An 18,619-nucleotide genomic window follows, 5' to 3' on the forward strand; every position below is an offset into this window, starting at 1 on the left:
AAAGGGGCGCAGGGTTTAGTGCGATGCCGCTGCCGCGTTGTGCTGGCGGTGGCGGGTCACAAAGCCCAGGATGAAGCACATGATGAACACCACGGCGTACAGACCGTTCGCGGTATGCAGCGCGGCCAGCGGGCCGCTGTGGGCAACGATCGGACCCGTCACCACGAAGGTCAGCATGGTGCCGATGGTGCCACAGGTCAGAACGAAGTTAACCAGCTTCGGCGAGGCCACTTTGGTCTGCAGAGAGCCCAGGGTGATGATCGAGGTGTAGATCGCGCTGGAGAAGAAGCCCAGGGTCAGAATGAACCACGGCATATGTTCCGGCGAACCGTTGATGAACAGATACATCAGCATGGTCGCCAGGCCCGCCAGCACGGTCAGAATGCGCTGCAGGTCGAAGAAGCGCAGGATGAAGCTAAACGCCCACATGCCGAACATGTAAGACATCCAGAAATCGCTCACCAGTTGACCCGCATCGTTCAGGCTCATGCCCAGACCTTTGGCGTATTCCGGTACCCAGGAGATAAAGCCCAGCTGGCCCAGGATATAGCACAGGGCGGCGATGGAGAGGAACAGCACGCCGATGCCCCACTTCTCTTTCGCGACGGGTTCTGCGGTGGTTTGCGCTTTCTTGCCCAGCACCGGGAACTCGCAGCCGAAGGTCAGAATGAAGATGGCAACGTAGACCAACCCAATGCAGGCATAGACCCAGTACCACTCAATGCTGCGCGCCAGCAGAACGGCCGCGACCATCGGGAAAATCATTCCGGCCATGCTGAAGAAGGAGTCGGTAAACAGCAGGCGCGCGCCGCGCTGGCGGCCTTCATACATATGGGTAATCAGGAACGTACCGATCGACATGGTGATCCCGCTGACCAGACCAAGCACGAACATCGCGGCGGAGAACAGGGCGATGCTGTGGCTCAGCATCAGGCCCGCCACGGCGGCGACCATTAGCACAAAGCCAAAACGCAGCTGGGTTTTCAGCGGCACGATTTCCATCAGCCAGGCATTCAGGAAAATAGAGATCAGGATCCCTGCGTTGAGGAAGGTGAAGGTATTACTCATGCTGGAAACGGGCAGCTGGAAGTAGTCTGCGATATTCCCCATCACCATCCCGGTGACGATCACCAACGCGCCGGTCAGGGCGTAGGAGAAGAAGCTGATCCATGTGAGCTTGATGCGATTGCTGTTAGTCATGTCTGGCCTGTTCAGAAAAAGAAAAGCGCCCAGGGGGCGCTGAGAGCGGGCAGATTTTAGACATTAAAGTGATCTATTCATATCTTTTAAGAGAAATTAGAACTTCATTGCATGTTTTTGTGTGATCCTGATCACACAAAATGGCGCTAAAGCCAACCGTTTGCGTGGTTACAACTGTTTCAATTTCGTAAAATTAGGTAAAAGGCTGGTCTCCGTTCATACTGCTCTTTAGAATCAAGCCATTCGCTTTTTATACTGCGCTTTGTTAAGGAATTCTCATGCTCAAATCAACACTGGCGGCTGTCGCAGCTGTGTTTGCTCTTTCTGCCGTTTCCCCTGCTGCGCTGGCAGCCAAAGGGGACCCTCACGTTCTGCTGACCACCTCCGCCGGGAACATTGAGCTGGAACTGAATAGCCAGAAAGCTCCGGTTTCTGTGAAAAACTTCCTCGACTACGTGAACAGTGGTTTCTATAACAACACCACTTTCCACCGCGTGATCCCTGGCTTTATGGTGCAGGGCGGCGGCTTCAACGAGCAGATGCAGCAGAAGCAGCCGAACCCGCCTATTAAAAACGAAGCGGACAACGGCCTGCTGAACAAGCGCGGCACCATCTCCATGGCGCGTACCGCAGACAAAGATAGCGCGACCAGCCAGTTCTTCCTCAACGTGGCGGATAACGCCTTCCTCGACCACGGTCAGCGTGACTTCGGCTATGCGGTGTTCGGTAAAATCGTGAAAGGGATGGATGTGGCTGACAAGATTTCTCAGGTGCCTACTCACGACGTCGGTCCGTATCAGAATGTGCCGTCAAAACCGGTGGTTATCCTCTCCGCAAAAGTTCTGCCGTAATTCTTCTGAACGCGGGCTCTCCTGCCCGCGTGATGTCGCCCTCCCTGCGAAAGCGCGTTTTGCTGCTTATACTTGTGGCAAACGGACTATTCAGGGAGGCGTTAAGTGAAAAAACTCACCGACAAGCAAAAATCCCGTCTCTGGGAACAGCAGCGTAACGTCAATTTACAGGCCAGTTGTCTCCTTGAAAAAGGTAATGGTCCCTCGGAACCCCACATTGAGACGCTGGAGCTTGGGCCTTCCGCGCCTGGGCTGCCCCATCTGTGCCTTATTCATCGCCATCTGTACCGCAGCGAGATGAAGCGGGCAGGCGAACTCCGTACCGACGATATTTTCAAGGGTGACATTCCGTTCTGCCATTTCGAATACATCGAAAAGATGGGTAACGAGCTGATGGCGGCGCTGGAAAGCGAAAAATATCTTGTGGGTCTTGAGAAAGCGGCGTTTGTTGACCGGGTTAGCCACTATTACTGCGAAATCAACATGCTGCATCCCTTCATGCGCGGCAACGGTATTGCCCAACGCGTTTTCTTCGAGCAGCTGGCGCTCCACGCGGGCTACGCGCTGGACTGGCGCGATATCGATCCCGAGCAGTGGGTGGCGGCTAACCGCAGCGGCGCAACGGGTGATTTATCCGCGCTAAACGCTATCTTTGCCAAAGTAGTGAGCGAAGCGCGGGAATCTGAGTAGAATAGGGCGGCATTTTTTTCGGGAGCCGCCATGATTCTGCTGATTGATAACTACGATTCCTTCACCTGGAACCTTTACCAGTATTTTTGCGAACTGGGTGCCGAGGTGGTTGTTCGTCGCAACGACGAGATCGATCTCGCCGATATCGAGACGCTGGCTCCACAGAAAATCGTGATTTCTCCGGGGCCGTGTACCCCCTCGGAGTCGGGTATTTCTCTGGATGTGATCCAGCACTATGCCGGCAGGCTGCCGATCCTGGGCGTCTGTCTGGGCCATCAGGCGATTGCCCAGGCGTTTGGTGCCACCATCGTGCGCGCTGCCAAAGTGATGCACGGTAAAACCTCGCCGGTCACCCACACGGGCACCGGAGTGTTCACGGGGCTCAATAATCCGTTAACCGTGACGCGCTACCATTCCCTGGTCATTGACCCGTCGACGCTGCCCGACTGCTTTGAGGTGACGGCCTGGAGCGATACGCAGGAGATCATGGGGATTCGTCACAGCGAATGGGACCTCGAAGGCGTGCAGTTTCATCCGGAAAGCATCCTCAGCGAGCAGGGCCATGCGCTGCTGGCAAATTTCCTCCATCGCTGAATAACTGTTGCCTTGTTGTGATTTTTTATGCATATTTTGTGATTATATTTTCACTATCAATGTGACATAAAATGGATGGGCATGACATGGCAACTGAACAACCAGCAATTACCCGCGCGACTTTCGATGAAGTGATCCTGCCGATTTATGCACCGGCTGAGTTTATCCCAGTGAAGGGAAAGGGCAGCCGCGTCTGGGATCAGCAGGGTAAAGAGTATGTGGATTTCGCGGGTGGTATTGCGGTCACGGCGCTGGGTCATTGCCATCCCGCGCTGGTGGAGGCGCTAAAAACCCAGGGCGAAACCCTGTGGCACACCAGCAACGTGTTCACCAACGAACCGGCGCTGCGCCTGGGTCGTAAGATCATCGATGCCACCTTCGCCGAGCGCGTGCTGTTTATGAACTCCGGCACAGAAGCCAACGAAACCGCCTTTAAGCTGGCGCGCTACTACGCCACAACGCGCCACAGCCCGTACAAAACCAAAATCATCGCCTTCCACAATGCCTTCCACGGACGCTCCTTCTTTACCGTCTCCGTTGGCGGCCAGCCGAAGTATTCCGACGGGTTTGGCCCGAAACCGGCTGATATCGTCCACGTGCCGTTTAACGATCTGCACGCGGTGAAGGCGGTGATGGACGACCATACCTGCGCGATAGTCGTTGAGCCGATCCAGGGTGAAGGCGGCGTGACGGCGGCAACCCCGGAATTCCTGAAAGGGCTGCGCGAACTGTGCGACGAGCATCAGGCGCTGCTGGTCTTTGATGAAGTGCAGTGCGGAATGGGGCGTACCGGCGATCTGTTCGCCTATATGCACTACGGCGTGACGCCGGATATTCTGACCAGCGCGAAAGCGCTCGGCGGCGGTTTCCCGGTGAGTGCGGTACTGACGACGCAGGAGATCGCCTCCGCGTTCCACGTTGGCTCTCACGGCTCCACCTACGGCGGTAACCCGCTGGCGAGCGCCGTGGCGGGTGCCGCGTTCGACATCATCAACACGCCAGAGGTGTTGAACGGCGTCAGCGCGAAGCGCGAGCTGTTCGTAAAACACCTGCAAAAGATTGACGAGCAGTACGATGTGTTCAGCGAGATCCGCGGGATGGGGTTATTGATTGGTGCCGAGCTGAAGCCGCAGTATAAGGGCCGCGCGCGCGACTTCCTGCACGCCGCCGCTCGCGAAGGGGTGATGGTGCTCAACGCCGGGCCGGACGTAATGCGCTTTGCGCCGTCGCTGGTGGTGGAAGATAAGGATATTGAAGACGGATTAACCCGCTTTGCCGCGGCGGTTGGGAAGATCGTCCAGCAGAATTAGTACGGCGTTCGTTTCAGCACGCGCGTTAACCAAACCCCATGATGCGGACGCTGACGCCATGCCACCGACGAAATGGTGTGCATGGTGTTCAAATGCCCCAGCACGCGCTGTAAATGCTGTTCCAGGGTGCTCATTGGGCCGTGGGTCAGCGTTTCCGGCGCTTCCAGAATATTTGAATCCCCCGACTCACCCGGCGAGTCATACTCCAGACGCTGCTGACACCGCTGCAACGCAATTTCACACGACTGCAAATAGCGCTGCGCCAGATCCGGCGTGAGCATCGTGTGCTCGCGCGCCAGCGTGGTCATGGCGTTAATGTGCTCGACGATAAACTGGCTGTGCGTCACCCAGAGCTTCATATCGGCCAGATAGTGCGAGTTAAAGCCCGGCTCCTGCATCGCCTGATTGAGCGAGTTAAACAGGGCGTTGTGCGCCTGGTTGACCTTCATGCGCTGATACGCCAGCGGGGAGGGCTGCGGGTCGTCGCTCAGGATCAGGCGAATGGCCTGCTGGTCGGCTTCCAGCGCGTCGTGGGCGTTCTGCCTGAGCAGCCCGCTTTGCCACTGCGGCCACAGCCAGACCATGCCGCCAAAGGCAATCAGGCAGCCGATCAGGGTATCAATCAGCCTGGCGACAATAAACTGTTCGCCATTGAGCGTGAGCAGCTGCAGGGTGTATACCGCCGTCACCGTGAAGCCCACCATCGCCCAGCCGTAGTTTTTGCGGATAATCAGGTAGCTCACCAGCGTGATCGCCAGCATCCCTGCCAGGGTGTAGCCTTCCGGCACGTGGAAGTGCAGCGTCACGCCCGCAATGATCAGCCCGGCCATGGTGCCGCCCGCCCGATGCAGAATACGCACCCGCGTGGCGCCATAGCCGTTCTGGGTGACAAACAGCACGGTCATTAAGATCCAGTAGGGTTTCGGCAGATGCAGCGCCATGCCCATCAGGCTGGCGGTACTGAGCATCACGCTAATTCGTGCGGCGTTGCGCAGGGCGGACGATTTAAGCGACAGATAGCTCCTGAGCGCGGGCAATAACGGCAGGCGTTTTTGCTTATCCGCCATCAGATCGCGCGGATAGAGCGGGCGCTGGGTGCGTAGCACGCGGGCGATGCGGCTGAAGTGCCAGGCGGCAAACTGGCCGACCGGGTTATCCGGATGCTGACGGGCGATTTTCTCCAGCGCGCCCAGCTGTTTTTCCATGTTAAAGCGTGTGGGGTAGCGGTGGTAAAGAATATCGTCTGCCAGCACCCGCAGACGTGCCGAGACGGTCTGCGCGTTCCAGCGGATCACCGCTTCGGCGTGGCTGCGCTCGACCAGCTTTTGCACCTCCTGCGGATGGTGCAGGCTTACGGAGATATGCTCCTGCAGATCCAGGCCTACCTGGAAGGTGCGCAGCAGCCGTTTGTATTCGTGGTTCTTGTTGGCGGCGAGCATATGCAGCTGCTGATAGCACTGGCTTATCAGATCCACCACCTTCTGCTGGCGCGTCAGCAGGGGCGGTAAGGATTTTTCCGGATCGGTATGCTGGGTCAGCAGGGTGTATTTGGCTTCGCAGTAATCCGCAAGCTGCACATAGAGCAGGCTCAGGGATTCACGCAGCGGCTGCTCCCGCCACAGCCAGAACCAGAACCAGTTAAACAGGCCGTACCATAATGTCCCCAGGGCGTAGATCAGCAGCGGCTCCCACACCGGCATATTCCCGGCGAGGCTCAGCGTGAAAATGGCCGCAATCAGCGACGCGGGAAGCAGGCGGGCGTGCAGAGAACTGATTTCCGCCGTGACGCCGAGGGTCATCGCCAGCACGGTCAGGATCAGCGGCAGCGGAATATCACGAGCCAGTAAAAGCTGTACGGCGAGGCTACAGCCCGCAAACAGGCAGCCGCCGATAATCAGGCGTTTGAAAAAGCGCTTATGCGGCGTGTCCAGACCGGCGATGTTGCAGCAGGCAGGCACGAGGGAAAACAGCAGACCTTGCTGAAGATGTCCGAGGATCAGGCCTATGGCCACAGGAAGACACAACACCAGCGTTTGTCGCAGTGCGTAGTTAACTTCCGGGTGATAGATCAGCCTGCGCCACATGGGGAGTAGAGACAAAAACGGCGTGACACCTTGCGATGGCACGCCGTTTAAGCGGAATTAACGCGTTCCGTAAACCACGATGGTTTTACCGTGGGCAGAGATCAGGTTTTGATCTTCCAGCATTTTCAGGATACGGCCCACTGTTTCACGGGAGCAACCGACGATCTGACCAATTTCCTGACGGGTAATTTTAATTTGCATGCCGTCCGGGTGGGTCATAGCGTCTGGCTGTTTCGCCAGGTTCAGTAGGGTCTGTGCGATACGGCCTGTCACGTCCAGGAAGGCGAGGTTGCCCACTTTCTCTGAGGTGACCTGCAGACGGCGCGCCATCTGGGAAGAAAGACGCATCAGGATGTCAGGGTTAACCTGAATCAGCTGACGGAACTTCTTGTAAGAAATTTCAGCCACTTCACATGCTGTCTTTGCACGAACCCAGGCGCTACGTTCCTGGCCCTCTTCAAACAGGCCCAGTTCACCGATGAAATCGCCCTGGTTCAGATAAGAAAGGATCATCTCTTTCCCTTCTTCATCTTTGATCAGCACTGCCACCGAGCCTTTAACGATGTAATACAACGTTTCCGCTTTTTCACCCTGGTGAATCAGCGTGCTCTTTGATGGGTACTTATGAATGTGGCAATGAGACAAGAACCATTCGAGAGTCGGGTCTGTTTGCGGTTTGCCAAGCACCATGCGCTGTTATCCTCTGTTATAAGCTGTCACCAGAGTCATCAGATGCATCCGGACTCTGGGGTTGCAATCGAATTCTTACCCATACCCTGGGAAGTCGGCTACCGTAACGTTTCGCAGCCAGTAAAGTTTGATGTCCTCTGCATACATGTGTAACGTCAATGTATTACTGTAGCATCCAGAGTGTTTTAGCATAGCTTTCGCCGCGTGTCTCCTGGTGTCTCGCTTCAGCATGATGCAGGTCGCCTTCCATTGCGAGAAATGTAACGCACGCGTAATCTGTCACCAAAAATGCAACGTTGGAGTTTAAGAATATGCAAGCGCGCGTGAAATGGGTTGAAGGTTTAACGTTCCTGGGCGAGTCCGCGTCAGGACACCAGATTTTGATGGACGGTAACTCCGGCGATAAAGCGCCAAGCCCAATGGAAATGGTGCTGATGGCGGCAGGGGGATGCAGCGCCATTGACGTGGTGTCGATTCTGCAAAAAGGTCGTCATGACGTGACGGATTGTGAGGTTAAACTCACGTCAGAACGTCGCGAAGAGGCGCCACGCCTGTTCACCCATATTAATCTGCACTTTGTGGTCACCGGTAAAGAGTTGAAGGACGCAGCGGTCTCGCGTGCGGTGGATCTGTCTGCGGAGAAGTACTGCTCTGTGGCGTTAATGCTGGAGAAAGCGGTAAAAATCACGCATTCGTATGAAGTGATCGAGGCTTAATTATTGGGGCATCGTGCGTGTTGATGCCCTCACCCTAACCCTCTCCCACAGGGAGAGGGAACATGTTCACGCGATCTGCTTCCCTTCCATCAGTCGCTCCACCAGCGGCGTCATGATGAGCTCCATCGCCAGCCCCATTTTTCCGCCCGGCACGACTAACGTATTCATGTGCGAAATAAACGAGCCCTGCAGCATGGCCAGTAGCCAGGGGTAATCAATGCCTTCGAGATTGCGGAAATGGATCACCACAAAGCTCTCATCAAGGGACGGGATACTTTTGGCGGCAAACGGGTTGGAGGTGTCCACCGTCGGCACCCGCTGGAAGTTGATATGGGTGCGGGAGAACTGCGGTGTCAGGAAGTTGATGTAATCTTCCATGGAGCGCACCACCGAGTCCATCACCGCCTCTCGTGAATGGCCGCGCTCGCTCATGTCGCGCGTCAGCTTCTGGATCCACTCCAGGTTAACGATAGGGACCACGCCGACCAGCAGGTCCACGTGGCGCGCCACGTCGTGTTGAGGAGTGACCACGCCACCGTGCAATCCTTCGTAAAACAGCACGTCGGTGGGTTCCGGCAGCGGTTGCCACGGGGTGAACGTCCCCGGCACCTGATTCCAGGGAACGGCTTCATCATAGGTATGCAGATACTTGCGGGACTGCCCTTTGCCGCTCTGACCGTACTCTATAAAGGTTTGTTCCAGCAGGCCGAAGTCATTGGCTTCCGGGCCGAAATAGCTGATGTGTTTACCCAGATCGCGCGCTTTACGGATGGCCATATCCATCTCCGGACGCGTGTAGCGGTGAAAGCTGTCGCCTTCGACCTCCGCCGCACGAAGATTCAGCTGGGCGAAAATCTTGCGAAAGGCGAGGCTGGTGGTGGTGGTTCCCGCACCACTCGACCCCGTAACGGCAATAACCGGATGTCTGGCAGACATAGCAACTCCCTGACTGAAAAGGGTGGAAGATCAGCCGTGAAACGCGTTGCGGGGCATGATATTGACCGTCTCATGCAGTTCTGACCACACCAGCACCACGTCGCCGCTTTTCAGCTGGCGCTTTACATCGTTGACCTTTTGCTCAAGCGAGCGTTCCTGTTCACCATAATCGGTGCCTTCGCGTAATACAAAGCTTTCAATCAGATTATCGAGCGTTTCGGGAGCCAGATCCTGCCAGGGAATAATCATTTTGCACCGTCCAGATAAGGGGTTAGCCAGTCAGGAATACGCGTCTCAAGCCACATTTTCGGGCGGCGCAGCGTACCGCCGATAAACCCGACGTGGCCGCCGTGCTCGGTCAACTGATAGTGAACGTTGTCGGGCAGGAATTCCTGAGCGGGGATCGAGTGATGATCCATAAACGGGTCATCTTTGGCATGAATGATCAGCGTCGGCTGCGTGATCTTGCTGAGCAGCGGCATGGCGCTGCACTGACGATAATAGTCAATCGCATCGGCGAAGCCGTGGATTTTCGCGGTGATCAGGTCGTCGAACTCGCGAATACGGCGCACCTTTTTCAGCTGACGCAGGCTGACCGGCAGGGTATCCGGATAGGCTTTCAGCTTACGCGCCGCGTTGGCCTTCAGCAGGTTGAGCAGGTAGCGCTGATAGACGCGGGAAAAGCCTTTATCCATGTGGTAGCTGCACTGCTCCAGCATAAACGGTGCGGAGACAATGACGGCGGCATCCAGCGGGACGGTTTCACCCTCTTTGGCCAGCAGGCAGGCCAGCATATTGCCGCCCAGCGAGTAGCCCACCGCGGCGGTCGGCACGGTGCCAAAGTTGTCCCGCAGCCAGTGTAAAAACCACGTTCCGTCTTCGGTTTCACCCGAGTGATAAATGCGTTTCTGACGATTCGGTTCGCCGCTGCAGCCGCGAAAATGCATCACCACGCCGAGCCAGCCGCGCGCTTTTGCCGCCTCAATTAACCCGTGTGCATATGGGCTGTGCAGGCTGCCTTCCAGACCGTGAAAGACCACCAGACGCGGCTTATGGCGGGCCTGCTCCGGCGCTTCGCTCCAGGCGAGATCCAGAAAATCACCGTCTGGCAGGTCAAGCCGCTGCCAGTGTGGGGTGAACTGAACCTTGCGGCGGATCAGTCGCGGCAGCATGGTCTGCAAATGGCGATTGGCCACGCCGCGCATAGGCACGAACTCAGTGCTGTCTTCGGCCGCAATGTCGAAGTCTGATGGAATGATTTGGGTCATAAGGGCGATGCTGATTCTTGTCAGAAATTTACGGTACTTTCCGAATTGTACCCCGTTTAGCCTGGTTTTCCGAAACATGAACTGATCCCGATCACAAATCTTTACCTTGATTATTACTCTCAGGCTAATGATTCCACTCTACGCTTAATTGATGCCTTTCTCACCAGAGCGCACACTTTACTCAACGTTAAGCAAATCAAAATGATTAGCTGAATCAGGAGGTTAATAATGTTATCTGGGCAAACACCCACCCGGCAATGGAACACGCGACGCAGCGAAAAAGCGCGTCGCCTGGCGTCCGTACCGGTGCAGGGCAAGGTACTGCCAACCGGCGATCTTGTCGCCATGCTGGAAAAACTGATCGCGCCTGGCGACAAGGTCGTTCTGGAAGGTAACAACCAGAAGCAGGCGGATTTCCTTTCCCGCTCGCTGGCCGAAGTGAACCCGCAAATTGTCCACGACCTGCATATGATCATGCCGAGCGTCGGCCGCAGCGAGCATCTGGATATCTTCGAGAAAGGCATCGCCCGCAAGCTGGATTTCTCCTTCTCCGGAACGCAGAGCCTGCGAATCTCCCAGCTGCTGGAAGACGGTCAGCTCGAAATCGGCGCAATTCACACCTACATCGAACTTTACTCACGTCTCTACGTCGACCTGTCGCCCAACGTGGCGCTGATTGCCGGCTTTAAAGCCGACCGCAAAGGCAACCTCTACACCGGGGCGAGCACCGAAGATACCCCGGCGCTGGTGGAAGCCGCTGCGTTCCACGACGGCATCGTCATCGCGCAGGTGAACGAGCTGGTGGACGACGAATGCGAGCTGCCGCGCGTGGATATCCCGGGCTCCTGGATCGATTACGTCGTGGTTGCCGACAAGCCGTTCTTTATCGAACCGCTGTTCACCCGCGACCCGCGCCTCATTAAACAGGAACATATCCTGATGGCGATGATGGCCATCAAAGGCATCTACGCGGAGCACCAGGTGCAGTCCCTGAACCACGGTATCGGCTTTAACACCGCAGCGATCGAGCTGCTGCTGCCCACCTACGGCGAACAGCTCGGCCTGAAGGGCAAAATCTGTAAACACTGGACGCTGAACCCCCATCCGACGCTGATCCCCGCCATCGAAAGCGGTTGGGTGGAGAGCGTGCACTGCTTCGGCGGCGAGCTGGGGATGGAAGAGTACATCCGTGCTCGTCCGGACGTCTTCTTTACCGGTGCCGACGGCTCTATGCGTTCCAACCGTGCCTTCTGCCAGCTGGCAGGTCAGTACGCGGTGGATATGTTTATCGGCTCTACGCTGCAGGTAGACGGTTACGCCAACTCCTCAACCGTGACCCGCGGTCGTCTTTCCGGCTTCGGCGGTGCGCCAAACATGGGCCATGACCCGCACGGTCGCCGCCACGCCACGCCGGCCTGGCTGAACATGATCACCGAGCCGGACCCGATGCAGCGCGGTAAAAAGCTGGTCGTGCAGATGGTCGAAACCTTCCAGGCAGGCGTGAAGCCAACCTTCGTGGAAAAACTCGATGCCGTAGACGTGGCGAAAGCCTCCGGCATGCCGCTGGCACCGGTGATGATTTACGGAGATGACGTGACGCACGTGCTGACGGAAGAGGGGATTGCCTACCTCTACCGGGCGAAAGATCTGGAGGAGCGTCGGGCCATGGTTGCCGCCGTCGCGGGGATCACCGACATCGGCCTGGGCGTGGATGCCAAACGCGTGGCGGAACTGCGCCAGAGCGGCAAGGTTGTGTATCCGGAAGATATGGGGATTCGCCGCACTGACGCCACCCGCTCTCTGCTGGCTGCGGGCAGCGTGTCTGACCTCGTTGAGTGGTCCGGCGGTTTGTATAACCCACCTGCGAAATTCCGGAGCTGGTAATGAAACTTCTCCCCCAGATTCAGGTTGAAGGCGGTGCCGAATGGCTGGCGCGAACCGCCACGCAGTGTCTGATTGACGAAGCACGTTTAAGCCCGAAACCCGGTCTGGTGGACAGTCGGGGGAACGGCGCGCACCACGATTTATCCCTTGCGCTGATGGAGCGCTCCGCGCACAGCCTGACCTCCACGTTTCAGGCGCTGGCGCAGCAAAGCTGGCAGCGTCCGGCAGATATTGCGCTTCGGCAAACCGTCGGGCGACTCGGTCGCGAAGGCGAGCAGCAAATGATGTCCGCAACCGGGGGCGTAAACACCCATCGCGGCGCGATTTGGGCGCTGGGGTTGCTGGTCAGCGCGGTGGCGATGCTCGGCGGTGATGCCAGGGCGCAAGATGTCGCCCGCACCGCCGCGCAGCTGGCAAAGCTACCGGACGAGGCGGCGCCCAAAGTGTTCAGCAAAGGCCTGCGCGCCACGCACCGCTACCGCGTGCCGGGCGCACGCGAAGAGGCGCAGCAGGCGTTCCCGCACGTTATGCAGCGCGCATTGCCGCAGCTTCGCCTCAGCCGTCTCAACGGCAGCAGCGAAACGCATGCCAGGCTCGACGCGCTGATGGCGATCATGACGTCGCTCACCGACACCTGCGTGCTGTCGCGCGCCGGAATGGAGGGGCTGGACGCCATGCAGAGCGGTGCCCGTGCGGTACTGAACGCCGGAGGCTGTGCAACGGCGGCGGGCCAGCAGGCGCTGGCGAGCCTGGACCGTCAGATGCTGGCGCTTAACGCCTCACCGGGCGGCGCTGCCGACCTGCTTGCCGCCACGCTGTTTCTCGACCGCGTCGAAACGCCTTATTCAAAGCATTAAGAGGATGTTATGGAAAAAATTACATTGACCGTGCCCGCCAGTCGCGAAGTAAGCGGCAGGGCGCTGGCAGGGGTTGTCGGCTCCGGGGATATGGAGGTGTTGTTCGCCGCCGAACCGGGCCAGACCTTAACCATTGATATCACCACTTCAGTAGACAATAGCCGTGGCCGCTGGGAGGCACTGTTCAACCGTCTGCAGACGGTCAGCAGCCTGCCGGCAGGCAAACTGACCATTCATGACTTCGGCGCGACGCCGGGCGTGGCGCGCATTCGCATCGAACAGGTTTTTGAGGGGGTGAGCCATGCGTGATGACAGCAGCTTTATCGAACTAAAAGCGCGCCAGCGCGCGCAGGCCCTGCTGGATGACGGCAGCTACCGCGAACTGCTGGATCCGTTTGAAGGCATTATCTCTCCGTGGCTTGGGCCGCAGGGGATTGTTCCTCAGGCCGATGACGGCATGGTCGTCGCAAAAGGCACCATCAACGGCAAGCCTGCCGTCGTCGTGGCGATTGAAGGCGCGTTCCAGGGCGGCAGCATGGGCGAAGTGTCCGGTGCAAAAATGGCGGCGGCGCTGGAGCTGGCGGCGGAAGATAACCGCAACGGCATTCCGACTCAGGCGGTGCTGTGCCTCGAAACCGGCGGCGTGCGCCTGCAGGAAGCGAATCTCGGCCTGGCGGCGATTGCCGATATCCACGCCGCGATTGTTGACCTGCGCCGCTACACCCCGGTGGTGGGAATTGTGGCCGGGACCGTGGGCTGCTTCGGCGGGATGTCCATCGCGGCAGCGCTGTGCAGCTACCTGATTGTGACCCGCGAAGCGCGTCTTGGCCTCAACGGCCCGCAGGTTATCGAGCAGGAGGCAGGCATTGAGGAGTACGACTCCCGCGACCGTCCGTTTATCTGGAGCATGACCGGCGGCGAAGTGCGCTATCAAAGCGGGCTGGTGGATGCGCTCGTCGGCGACGGTATCAACGCGGTGAAACAGGCGATGAACGACGCGATTGCGAAAGGCGTACCGGCGAAACACCGCACCGATAACTACGACGATTACCTGAACCGTCTGACGAATTTCGACACCCGCAAGCAGGCCGATGCCGAACAGATTAACGCGCTTTTTGCCCGGGAGGTGAAATGATGAGTAATTCAAAAAGCCGTGGCGAGCTCTGGCTGGAAACCCTCGCCCCGAATGCCAAACGTATCGAAGGGCTCTGCCCGTCCGTGCAGGCGGCAGACGGCGAGCTGAACGGTGAGGCGGTGCGCTTTGTGGCCGTGGTGCCGGATGCCCACAACCACTTCCCGCGCGCGGCGCAGGGCGAAGTCGGTCTGCTGGAAGGCTGGACGCTGGCGAAGGTGGTCAGCGAAACCGTCGCGGCGGATGCCGATAAAGCCGTCAAACGCCCGATTGTGGCGGTGATCGACGTCCCAAGCCAGGCCTATGGCCGTCGCGAAGAGGCGTTTGGTATTCATCAGGCGCTGGCCGGTGCGGCGGCAGCCTATGCTAACGCGCGCCTGGCCGGTCACCCGGTGATTGGGCTGATCGTCGGCAAGGCAATGTCCGGCGCGTTCCTGGCACACGGCTACCAGGCCAACCGCCTGATTGCCTTTAACGACAAGGGCGTGCTGATCCATGCGATGGGCAAAGAGTCCGCGGCGCGCATCACGCTGCGAACCGTCGAGGCGCTGGAAAAACTGGCGGCGACCATTCCGCCCATGGCGTACGACATCGGCAACTACGCCACGCTGGGGCTGCTCTCTAACCTGCTGGATATCAGCAACCCGGATGCCCCCTCCGATAACGATCTAACGCTGGTGAAAACCACCCTGCAACAGGCCATCAGTGACGCTCGTCAGGACACCACCCTGAAAAACCGTCTGGGTGCTGACAACCGCCGCAGCTCGGCGCTCGTACGCGAACGTATGCGAGCCAGCTGGTAAGTAAAAAAAAAGACCTGCCAGAGATGCAAACCCCGTGGGCGCGCCCGCTGCGCCCGCGCGGGAGCCTGCATCCTGAAAAATAATAAACATCGCACCAGTGCTAAAACTTTTTTTACTACAGGTGATTTATGACTTACGTAATTGTTCATGCTCTTGCACCGATTTTCGTCATCATGCTGCTGGGATTCTGGGCCGGTAAGGCAAAGATGGTCGATAACAAAAATGTGTCCCTGCTCAATATCTTCGTGATGGATTTTGCACTGCCTGCCGCGCTGTTTAGCGCCACCGTGCAAACGCCGTGGACCGGCATCGTGGCGCAGTCGCCGCTGATTCTGGTTCTCACTCTGGCGATGTGGATCACCTATGCGGCCATCTATTTCCTCGCCACGAAAGTCTTTAAGAAATCCCCGCAGGATGCGGCCGTGCTGACCCTGACGGTAGCTTTACCGAACTACGCAGCGCTGGGCCTGCCGATTCTGGGCAGCGTGCTGGGCGAAGGATCGTCCACGTCGCTTTCCGTTGCGGTCTCTATTGCCTGCGGTTCGGTGCTGATGACCCCGTTCTGCCTGCTGATCCTGGAGCGTGAGAAAGCACGCGCCGAGGGTAATAACTCGGGCTCAACGCTCTCCATGTTGCCGGTGCTGATGTGGCGCTCCATTAAAAAACCGATCGTGATGGGCCCGCTGCTGGGCGTGATTCTGTCCGCCATCGGGATCAAAATGCCGGAACTGGTTCTTGCGGCGATTAAACCGCTGGGGCTGTCCGCCACCGCTGCCGCGCTGTTCCTGACCGGGGTGATCCTCTCTGCCCGTAAGCTGCAGATCAACACCATGGTGATTACGTCAACCATCGCCAAGCTGCTGATTCAGCCAGCGATTGCCTGGGGTATTGTGCTGATCTTCGGCCTGCATGGCTCCGTGGCGATCACCGCTATCCTGATGATTGCACTTTCTGCGGGCTTCTTCGGCGTGGTGTTCGGTAACCGCTTTGGCGTGCAGTCGCCGGATGCTGAAGCCGTGCTGCTGTTAAGCTCCGTACTGTGTATCCTGTCGCTGCCGCTGTTTATCTCGCTGACTTCAGGAATGTAATCATGACCACAACATTACGCCCGCACGACCTCATCTGGCTTACCGCGCGCAACGCGCTGGAAGGCATCACCGAATCCTGGGTGGAGGCGGCCTGGCATACCGGCCTGCCGGTGGTGGTGCGGCGTGATGTTGACAGTGAAGGCCGGATCCCCGTTGGCGTGCGCGGACTGCGCCGCGACCAGCGGGCGGCCGGGTGGGTGAAGCCGGAAAACGTGTTACGCGTGGTTTCACCGGAAGACCTGAGCGTTGCGGCCGATCTGCTGCGCTCGCCGTTTGTTACCCAGCCACCCGTTCAGGTGGCGCTGCAGCTTTCTCAGCAGGCGTGGCCGTGGACGTGGGGCATTACCGGCAGCACCGGCTACGCGCTGGCGACCGGTATTCCGGTTCTTCATGCCGACAGCGATCTTGATCTGCTGATCCGCGCCCCGCACGCCGTTTCCCCCGATGCGTTTGCTGGCTGGCAGTCTCAGCTTAGCCGGGCGCTGTGTCGGGCGGATACGCAGGTGGATACCCCCGAGGGTGGCTTTGCGCTGGCAGAGTGGCTGCGCGACGGCAAAACGCTGCTGAAAACCCACCGCGGACCGCGCCTGGTGGCGGATCCGTGGCGCAGGGAGGAGTAATGAAAATACTGTTTACCTTTCCGGGACAGGGCACGCAGCACGAAGGTATGCTGCAAAACCTGCCGGGAACGGAACTGGCTCAGGCGCATGAGGTGCTTGGCGCCGAAGTGGATACGCTGGATAGCGCAGACGCATTAACCCACACCCGCGCGGTTCAGCTTTGCCTGCTGATTTCAGGCGTGGCCTGGGGGCGAGAGCTGGAGCGGCGCGGCGTGACGGCGGATATCGTTAGCGGGCTGTCCATCGGCGCTTATCCTGCGGCGGTTGTCGCAGGCGCACTGGACTTTACGGACGCGCTAAAGCTGGTGGCGCTGCGTGGCGATCTGATGGAGCAGGCGTATCCGCACGGCTACGGCCTGACGGCAATTATGGGGCTCACCCTGCCGCAGGTGGAAGACCTTATCCAGGGCACCGGGACCTACATTGCCAACCTGAATGCCGAAACGCAGATCGTGATTGCCGGAAGCGATGACGGGATGGCGCAGGCGGCGGCACGCGCGCTGGCGAAAGGGGCGAGCAAGGCCAAACGGCTGGCGGTCAGCGTGCCGTCCCACTGCGAACTGCTGACAGCACCCGCGCAAAAGCTGGCAACGGCGTTTGAATTGGTCACGCTTTCACGCCCACGCTGCGCCTACCTGAGCGGCAGCACCGGGCGCGTGCTGTGGCAGCCGGAAAAGATCGCCGACGATCTGGCGATGAACATGGCGCGTACGGTGCGCTGGCAGGAGGCGATGATTTCAGCGAATGAACGCGAAGCCCGGCTGGCGATTGAAATGCCGCCTGGCGGCGTACTGACCTGCCTGACGCGTCAGGCGCCGTGGGAAGGAGAGACGATTTCACTGGAGCGCAGCGGGGTGGACGTGGCGGTGCATCTGGCGCGTCGGCTTCGCGGGTGAGTTTTTAGTCCGGTGGCGGCTACGCCTTACCGGGCCTACGGGTTCGGTTGCCTTGTTTTGTATCACGTACTTTCCTGCAGGCTGCGCGCATACATCCGCCCTTCGGCGGCTAATGCCCGCAGGCTCGGGTCCTGCTCGCGGTTGCGGGCAAAGACGATCGCGATCAGCTGCTGCATCTGGTACGGCTCCGCCAGCTTCAACAGCTGCACGGAATTCTCATACACTTTCTTCATCCTGCCCGGCATTAGCGTAAATCCAACACCTGCCTGCACCAGGCTGAGCATCGAGAAAATGTCATTCACCCGGGTAACTATCTCCGGCTCGAACCCGGCGATATGAAAGGCTTCCTGAAACCCTGCATAGGTGGCGAACCCTTCTGCAAGAGCGACAAATTTCTGGTCTTTGTAATCACGCAGATCCGCGGGTCCGCGGGTATTCAGCGTGGCGGAAGCCGGTGCGGCAAGGAAAATGTCGTCGTGGAACAGGGGCAGCACTTCAAGGCTGTTACGGTCAATGTCGCTTTCGGAGATGGAGATAAGAATCGCGTCCAGCGAGCCTTCATCCAGCATGTGCAGCAGGGTGTCGTTGGAGCCCATCGTCAGATCCATCTCCAGATCCGGACGGCGCAGCTTCATGCCCATGATCAGGCGCGGCACGGTTTCCAGGGTGAGCGAGTAGAGCGTCCCGACTCGCAGCCGCCCCTGACCGATCCCGGCAATTTTGCGCGACGCTTCCAGCCCGCGCTCCATCACCTGCATCACCTCCTGGCAATACTCCAGCAGCGTCCAGGCGGAAGGCAGGGCAATCAGGTTGCGCCCCTTGTGGGTGAAGAGCGGGCAGCGCACGTTCTCTTCCAGGGTGTGCAGCGCACGGTGCACGCTCACGCCGCTCAGGCCCAGAGTTTCGGCGGTACGCGCAATATTCCCTTTCTCCATAAACGTCATGAAGATGCTGAGCTTGCGGAACGTAATCTCGCTCGTGATATCGAAACTCATAGCCC

General features: G+C 58.6%; 20 protein-coding genes. 13 read left to right on the forward strand and 7 right to left on the reverse strand.

What is annotated here, in order from left to right; all coding sequences use genetic code 11:
- Window positions 1-15: 15 nt before the first annotated feature.
- On the reverse strand, window positions 16-1,200 hold the full coding sequence (gene tsgA, locus AC0TN7_RS02615; protein WP_024907929.1) for an MFS transporter TsgA: 1,185 nt from the start codon (window positions 1,198-1,200) through the stop codon (window positions 16-18).
- Window positions 1,201-1,478: 278 nt separating this feature from the next.
- On the opposite strand from tsgA, the gene ppiA reads away from it, so the two are divergent.
- The 4 genes from ppiA (at window position 1,479) to argD (ending at window position 4,645) form a co-directional block, all read left to right on the forward strand.
- Window positions 1,479-2,051, forward strand: coding sequence for a peptidylprolyl isomerase A (gene ppiA / locus AC0TN7_RS02620; protein WP_023309471.1), 573 nt, complete (start codon window positions 1,479-1,481; stop codon window positions 2,049-2,051).
- Window positions 2,052-2,156: 105 nt separating this feature from the next.
- Entirely contained in the window at window positions 2,157-2,741 is a 585-nt protein-coding gene (locus AC0TN7_RS02625) for a putative adenosine monophosphate-protein transferase Fic (protein WP_024907930.1), read from the forward strand.
- A 30-nt stretch (window positions 2,742-2,771) separates the two neighbouring features.
- On the forward strand, window positions 2,772-3,335 hold the full coding sequence (gene pabA / locus AC0TN7_RS02630; RefSeq protein ID WP_024907931.1) for an aminodeoxychorismate synthase component 2: 564 nt from the start codon (window positions 2,772-2,774) through the stop codon (window positions 3,333-3,335).
- Between the two features lie 86 nt (window positions 3,336-3,421).
- A complete protein-coding gene (argD, locus tag AC0TN7_RS02635) occupies window positions 3,422-4,645 on the forward strand; it encodes a bifunctional acetylornithine/succinyldiaminopimelate transaminase (protein ID WP_463727372.1) in 1,224 nt (407 codons plus the stop codon).
- Here argD and AC0TN7_RS02640 read toward each other — a convergent pair.
- Together AC0TN7_RS02640 and crp are read right to left on the reverse strand one after the other, a co-directional pair.
- Window positions 4,642-6,729 carry a YccS/YhfK family putative transporter gene (locus tag AC0TN7_RS02640; protein ID WP_290094983.1) on the reverse strand — a complete coding sequence of 696 codons (2,088 nt, stop codon included), beginning with the start codon at window positions 6,727-6,729 and terminating at the stop codon, window positions 4,642-4,644. The genes argD and AC0TN7_RS02640 overlap by 4 nt on opposite strands.
- Before the next feature lie 57 nt (window positions 6,730-6,786).
- A complete protein-coding gene (gene crp / locus AC0TN7_RS02645) occupies window positions 6,787-7,419 on the reverse strand; it encodes a cAMP-activated global transcriptional regulator CRP (RefSeq protein WP_000242758.1) in 633 nt (210 codons plus the stop codon).
- A gap of 311 nt (window positions 7,420-7,730) precedes the next feature.
- On the opposite strand from crp, the gene AC0TN7_RS02650 reads away from it, so the two are divergent.
- The gene (locus AC0TN7_RS02650; protein WP_008503018.1) at window positions 7,731-8,135 is read left to right on the forward strand and encodes an OsmC family protein; all 405 of its coding nucleotides are present in this window, start codon (window positions 7,731-7,733) and stop codon (window positions 8,133-8,135) included.
- Window positions 8,136-8,201: 66 nt separating this feature from the next.
- Here the strand turns inward: AC0TN7_RS02650 and AC0TN7_RS02655 are convergent, their stop codons facing one another.
- Genes AC0TN7_RS02655 through AC0TN7_RS02665 form a run of 3 tightly spaced genes read right to left on the reverse strand, consistent with a single transcriptional unit; the run spans window position 8,202 to window position 10,339 of the window.
- Window positions 8,202-9,071 carry a phosphoribulokinase gene (locus AC0TN7_RS02655; RefSeq protein WP_008503017.1) on the reverse strand — a complete coding sequence of 290 codons (870 nt, stop codon included), beginning with the start codon at window positions 9,069-9,071 and terminating at the stop codon, window positions 8,202-8,204.
- A 30-nt stretch (window positions 9,072-9,101) separates the two neighbouring features.
- Window positions 9,102-9,320, reverse strand: coding sequence for a YheU family protein (locus AC0TN7_RS02660; protein ID WP_008503016.1), 219 nt, complete (start codon window positions 9,318-9,320; stop codon window positions 9,102-9,104).
- Entirely contained in the window at window positions 9,317-10,339 is a 1,023-nt protein-coding gene (locus AC0TN7_RS02665) for a hydrolase (RefSeq protein ID WP_024907935.1), read from the reverse strand. Before AC0TN7_RS02665 ends, AC0TN7_RS02660 begins: the two co-directional genes overlap by 4 nt.
- A gap of 228 nt (window positions 10,340-10,567) precedes the next feature.
- Between AC0TN7_RS02665 and mdcA the strand changes: the two genes are divergently transcribed.
- The 8 genes from mdcA to mdcH all read left to right on the forward strand — a co-directional run bounded on the left by mdcA (window position 10,568) and on the right by mdcH (window position 17,619).
- Entirely contained in the window at window positions 10,568-12,223 is a 1,656-nt protein-coding gene (gene mdcA / locus AC0TN7_RS02670; protein ID WP_032648362.1) for a malonate decarboxylase subunit alpha, read from the forward strand.
- On the forward strand, window positions 12,223-13,080 hold the full coding sequence (locus AC0TN7_RS02675; protein WP_024907937.1) for a triphosphoribosyl-dephospho-CoA synthase: 858 nt from the start codon (window positions 12,223-12,225) through the stop codon (window positions 13,078-13,080). Before mdcA ends, AC0TN7_RS02675 begins: the two co-directional genes overlap by 1 nt.
- 9 nt (window positions 13,081-13,089) lie before the next feature.
- Complete coding sequence (gene mdcC / locus AC0TN7_RS02680) at window positions 13,090-13,389, forward strand: malonate decarboxylase acyl carrier protein (protein WP_024907938.1); 300 nt, start codon at window positions 13,090-13,092, stop codon at window positions 13,387-13,389.
- Window positions 13,382-14,215: a biotin-independent malonate decarboxylase subunit beta gene (locus AC0TN7_RS02685; RefSeq protein ID WP_473701815.1), complete on the forward strand. Its 834-nt coding sequence runs from the start codon at window positions 13,382-13,384 to the stop codon at window positions 14,213-14,215. Before mdcC ends, AC0TN7_RS02685 begins: the two co-directional genes overlap by 8 nt.
- Window positions 14,215-15,015: a biotin-independent malonate decarboxylase subunit gamma gene (gene mdcE / locus AC0TN7_RS02690; RefSeq protein WP_148768917.1), complete on the forward strand. Its 801-nt coding sequence runs from the start codon at window positions 14,215-14,217 to the stop codon at window positions 15,013-15,015. Before AC0TN7_RS02685 ends, mdcE begins: the two co-directional genes overlap by 1 nt.
- A gap of 128 nt (window positions 15,016-15,143) precedes the next feature.
- Entirely contained in the window at window positions 15,144-16,103 is a 960-nt protein-coding gene (locus AC0TN7_RS02695) for an AEC family transporter (RefSeq protein WP_024907941.1), read from the forward strand.
- A gap of 2 nt (window positions 16,104-16,105) precedes the next feature.
- Complete coding sequence (locus tag AC0TN7_RS02700) at window positions 16,106-16,723, forward strand: malonate decarboxylase holo-ACP synthase (protein WP_473701816.1); 618 nt, start codon at window positions 16,106-16,108, stop codon at window positions 16,721-16,723.
- Window positions 16,723-17,619: a malonate decarboxylase subunit epsilon gene (gene mdcH, locus AC0TN7_RS02705; protein ID WP_473701817.1), complete on the forward strand. Its 897-nt coding sequence runs from the start codon at window positions 16,723-16,725 to the stop codon at window positions 17,617-17,619. The genes AC0TN7_RS02700 and mdcH overlap by 1 nt, the downstream gene beginning before the upstream one ends.
- A 62-nt stretch (window positions 17,620-17,681) precedes the next feature.
- Here mdcH and AC0TN7_RS02710 read toward each other — a convergent pair whose 3' ends face one another.
- A complete protein-coding gene (locus tag AC0TN7_RS02710; RefSeq protein ID WP_061716386.1) occupies window positions 17,682-18,614 on the reverse strand; it encodes a LysR family transcriptional regulator in 933 nt (310 codons plus the stop codon).
- Between the last annotated feature and the right edge of the window lie 5 nt (window positions 18,615-18,619).

It is taken from the genome of Enterobacter sp. PL_is511, assembly GCF_055816065.1.

Coding starts and splice junctions, on each gene's coding strand:
- tsgA (WP_024907929.1), bottom strand. CDS start 1,200: ATGACTAACAGCAATCGCATCAAGCTCACATGGATCAGCTTCTTCTCC.
- ppiA (WP_023309471.1), top strand. CDS start 1,479: ATGCTCAAATCAACACTGGCGGCTGTCGCAGCTGTGTTTGCTCTTTCT.
- pabA (WP_024907931.1), top strand. CDS start 2,772: ATGATTCTGCTGATTGATAACTACGATTCCTTCACCTGGAACCTTTAC.
- argD (WP_463727372.1), top strand. CDS start 3,422: ATGGCAACTGAACAACCAGCAATTACCCGCGCGACTTTCGATGAAGTG.
- AC0TN7_RS02640 (WP_290094983.1), bottom strand. CDS start 6,729: ATGTGGCGCAGGCTGATCTATCACCCGGAAGTTAACTACGCACTGCGA.
- crp (WP_000242758.1), bottom strand. CDS start 7,419: ATGGTGCTTGGCAAACCGCAAACAGACCCGACTCTCGAATGGTTCTTG.
- AC0TN7_RS02650 (WP_008503018.1), top strand. CDS start 7,731: ATGCAAGCGCGCGTGAAATGGGTTGAAGGTTTAACGTTCCTGGGCGAG.
- AC0TN7_RS02655 (WP_008503017.1), bottom strand. CDS start 9,071: ATGTCTGCCAGACATCCGGTTATTGCCGTTACGGGGTCGAGTGGTGCG.
- AC0TN7_RS02660 (WP_008503016.1), bottom strand. CDS start 9,320: ATGATTATTCCCTGGCAGGATCTGGCTCCCGAAACGCTCGATAATCTG.
- AC0TN7_RS02665 (WP_024907935.1), bottom strand. CDS start 10,339: ATGACCCAAATCATTCCATCAGACTTCGACATTGCGGCCGAAGACAGC.
- mdcA (WP_032648362.1), top strand. CDS start 10,568: ATGTTATCTGGGCAAACACCCACCCGGCAATGGAACACGCGACGCAGC.
- AC0TN7_RS02675 (WP_024907937.1), top strand. CDS start 12,223: ATGAAACTTCTCCCCCAGATTCAGGTTGAAGGCGGTGCCGAATGGCTG.
- mdcC (WP_024907938.1), top strand. CDS start 13,090: ATGGAAAAAATTACATTGACCGTGCCCGCCAGTCGCGAAGTAAGCGGC.
- AC0TN7_RS02685 (WP_473701815.1), top strand. CDS start 13,382: ATGCGTGATGACAGCAGCTTTATCGAACTAAAAGCGCGCCAGCGCGCG.
- mdcE (WP_148768917.1), top strand. CDS start 14,215: ATGAGTAATTCAAAAAGCCGTGGCGAGCTCTGGCTGGAAACCCTCGCC.
- AC0TN7_RS02695 (WP_024907941.1), top strand. CDS start 15,144: ATGACTTACGTAATTGTTCATGCTCTTGCACCGATTTTCGTCATCATG.
- AC0TN7_RS02700 (WP_473701816.1), top strand. CDS start 16,106: ATGACCACAACATTACGCCCGCACGACCTCATCTGGCTTACCGCGCGC.
- mdcH (WP_473701817.1), top strand. CDS start 16,723: ATGAAAATACTGTTTACCTTTCCGGGACAGGGCACGCAGCACGAAGGT.
- AC0TN7_RS02710 (WP_061716386.1), bottom strand. CDS start 18,614: ATGAGTTTCGATATCACGAGCGAGATTACGTTCCGCAAGCTCAGCATC.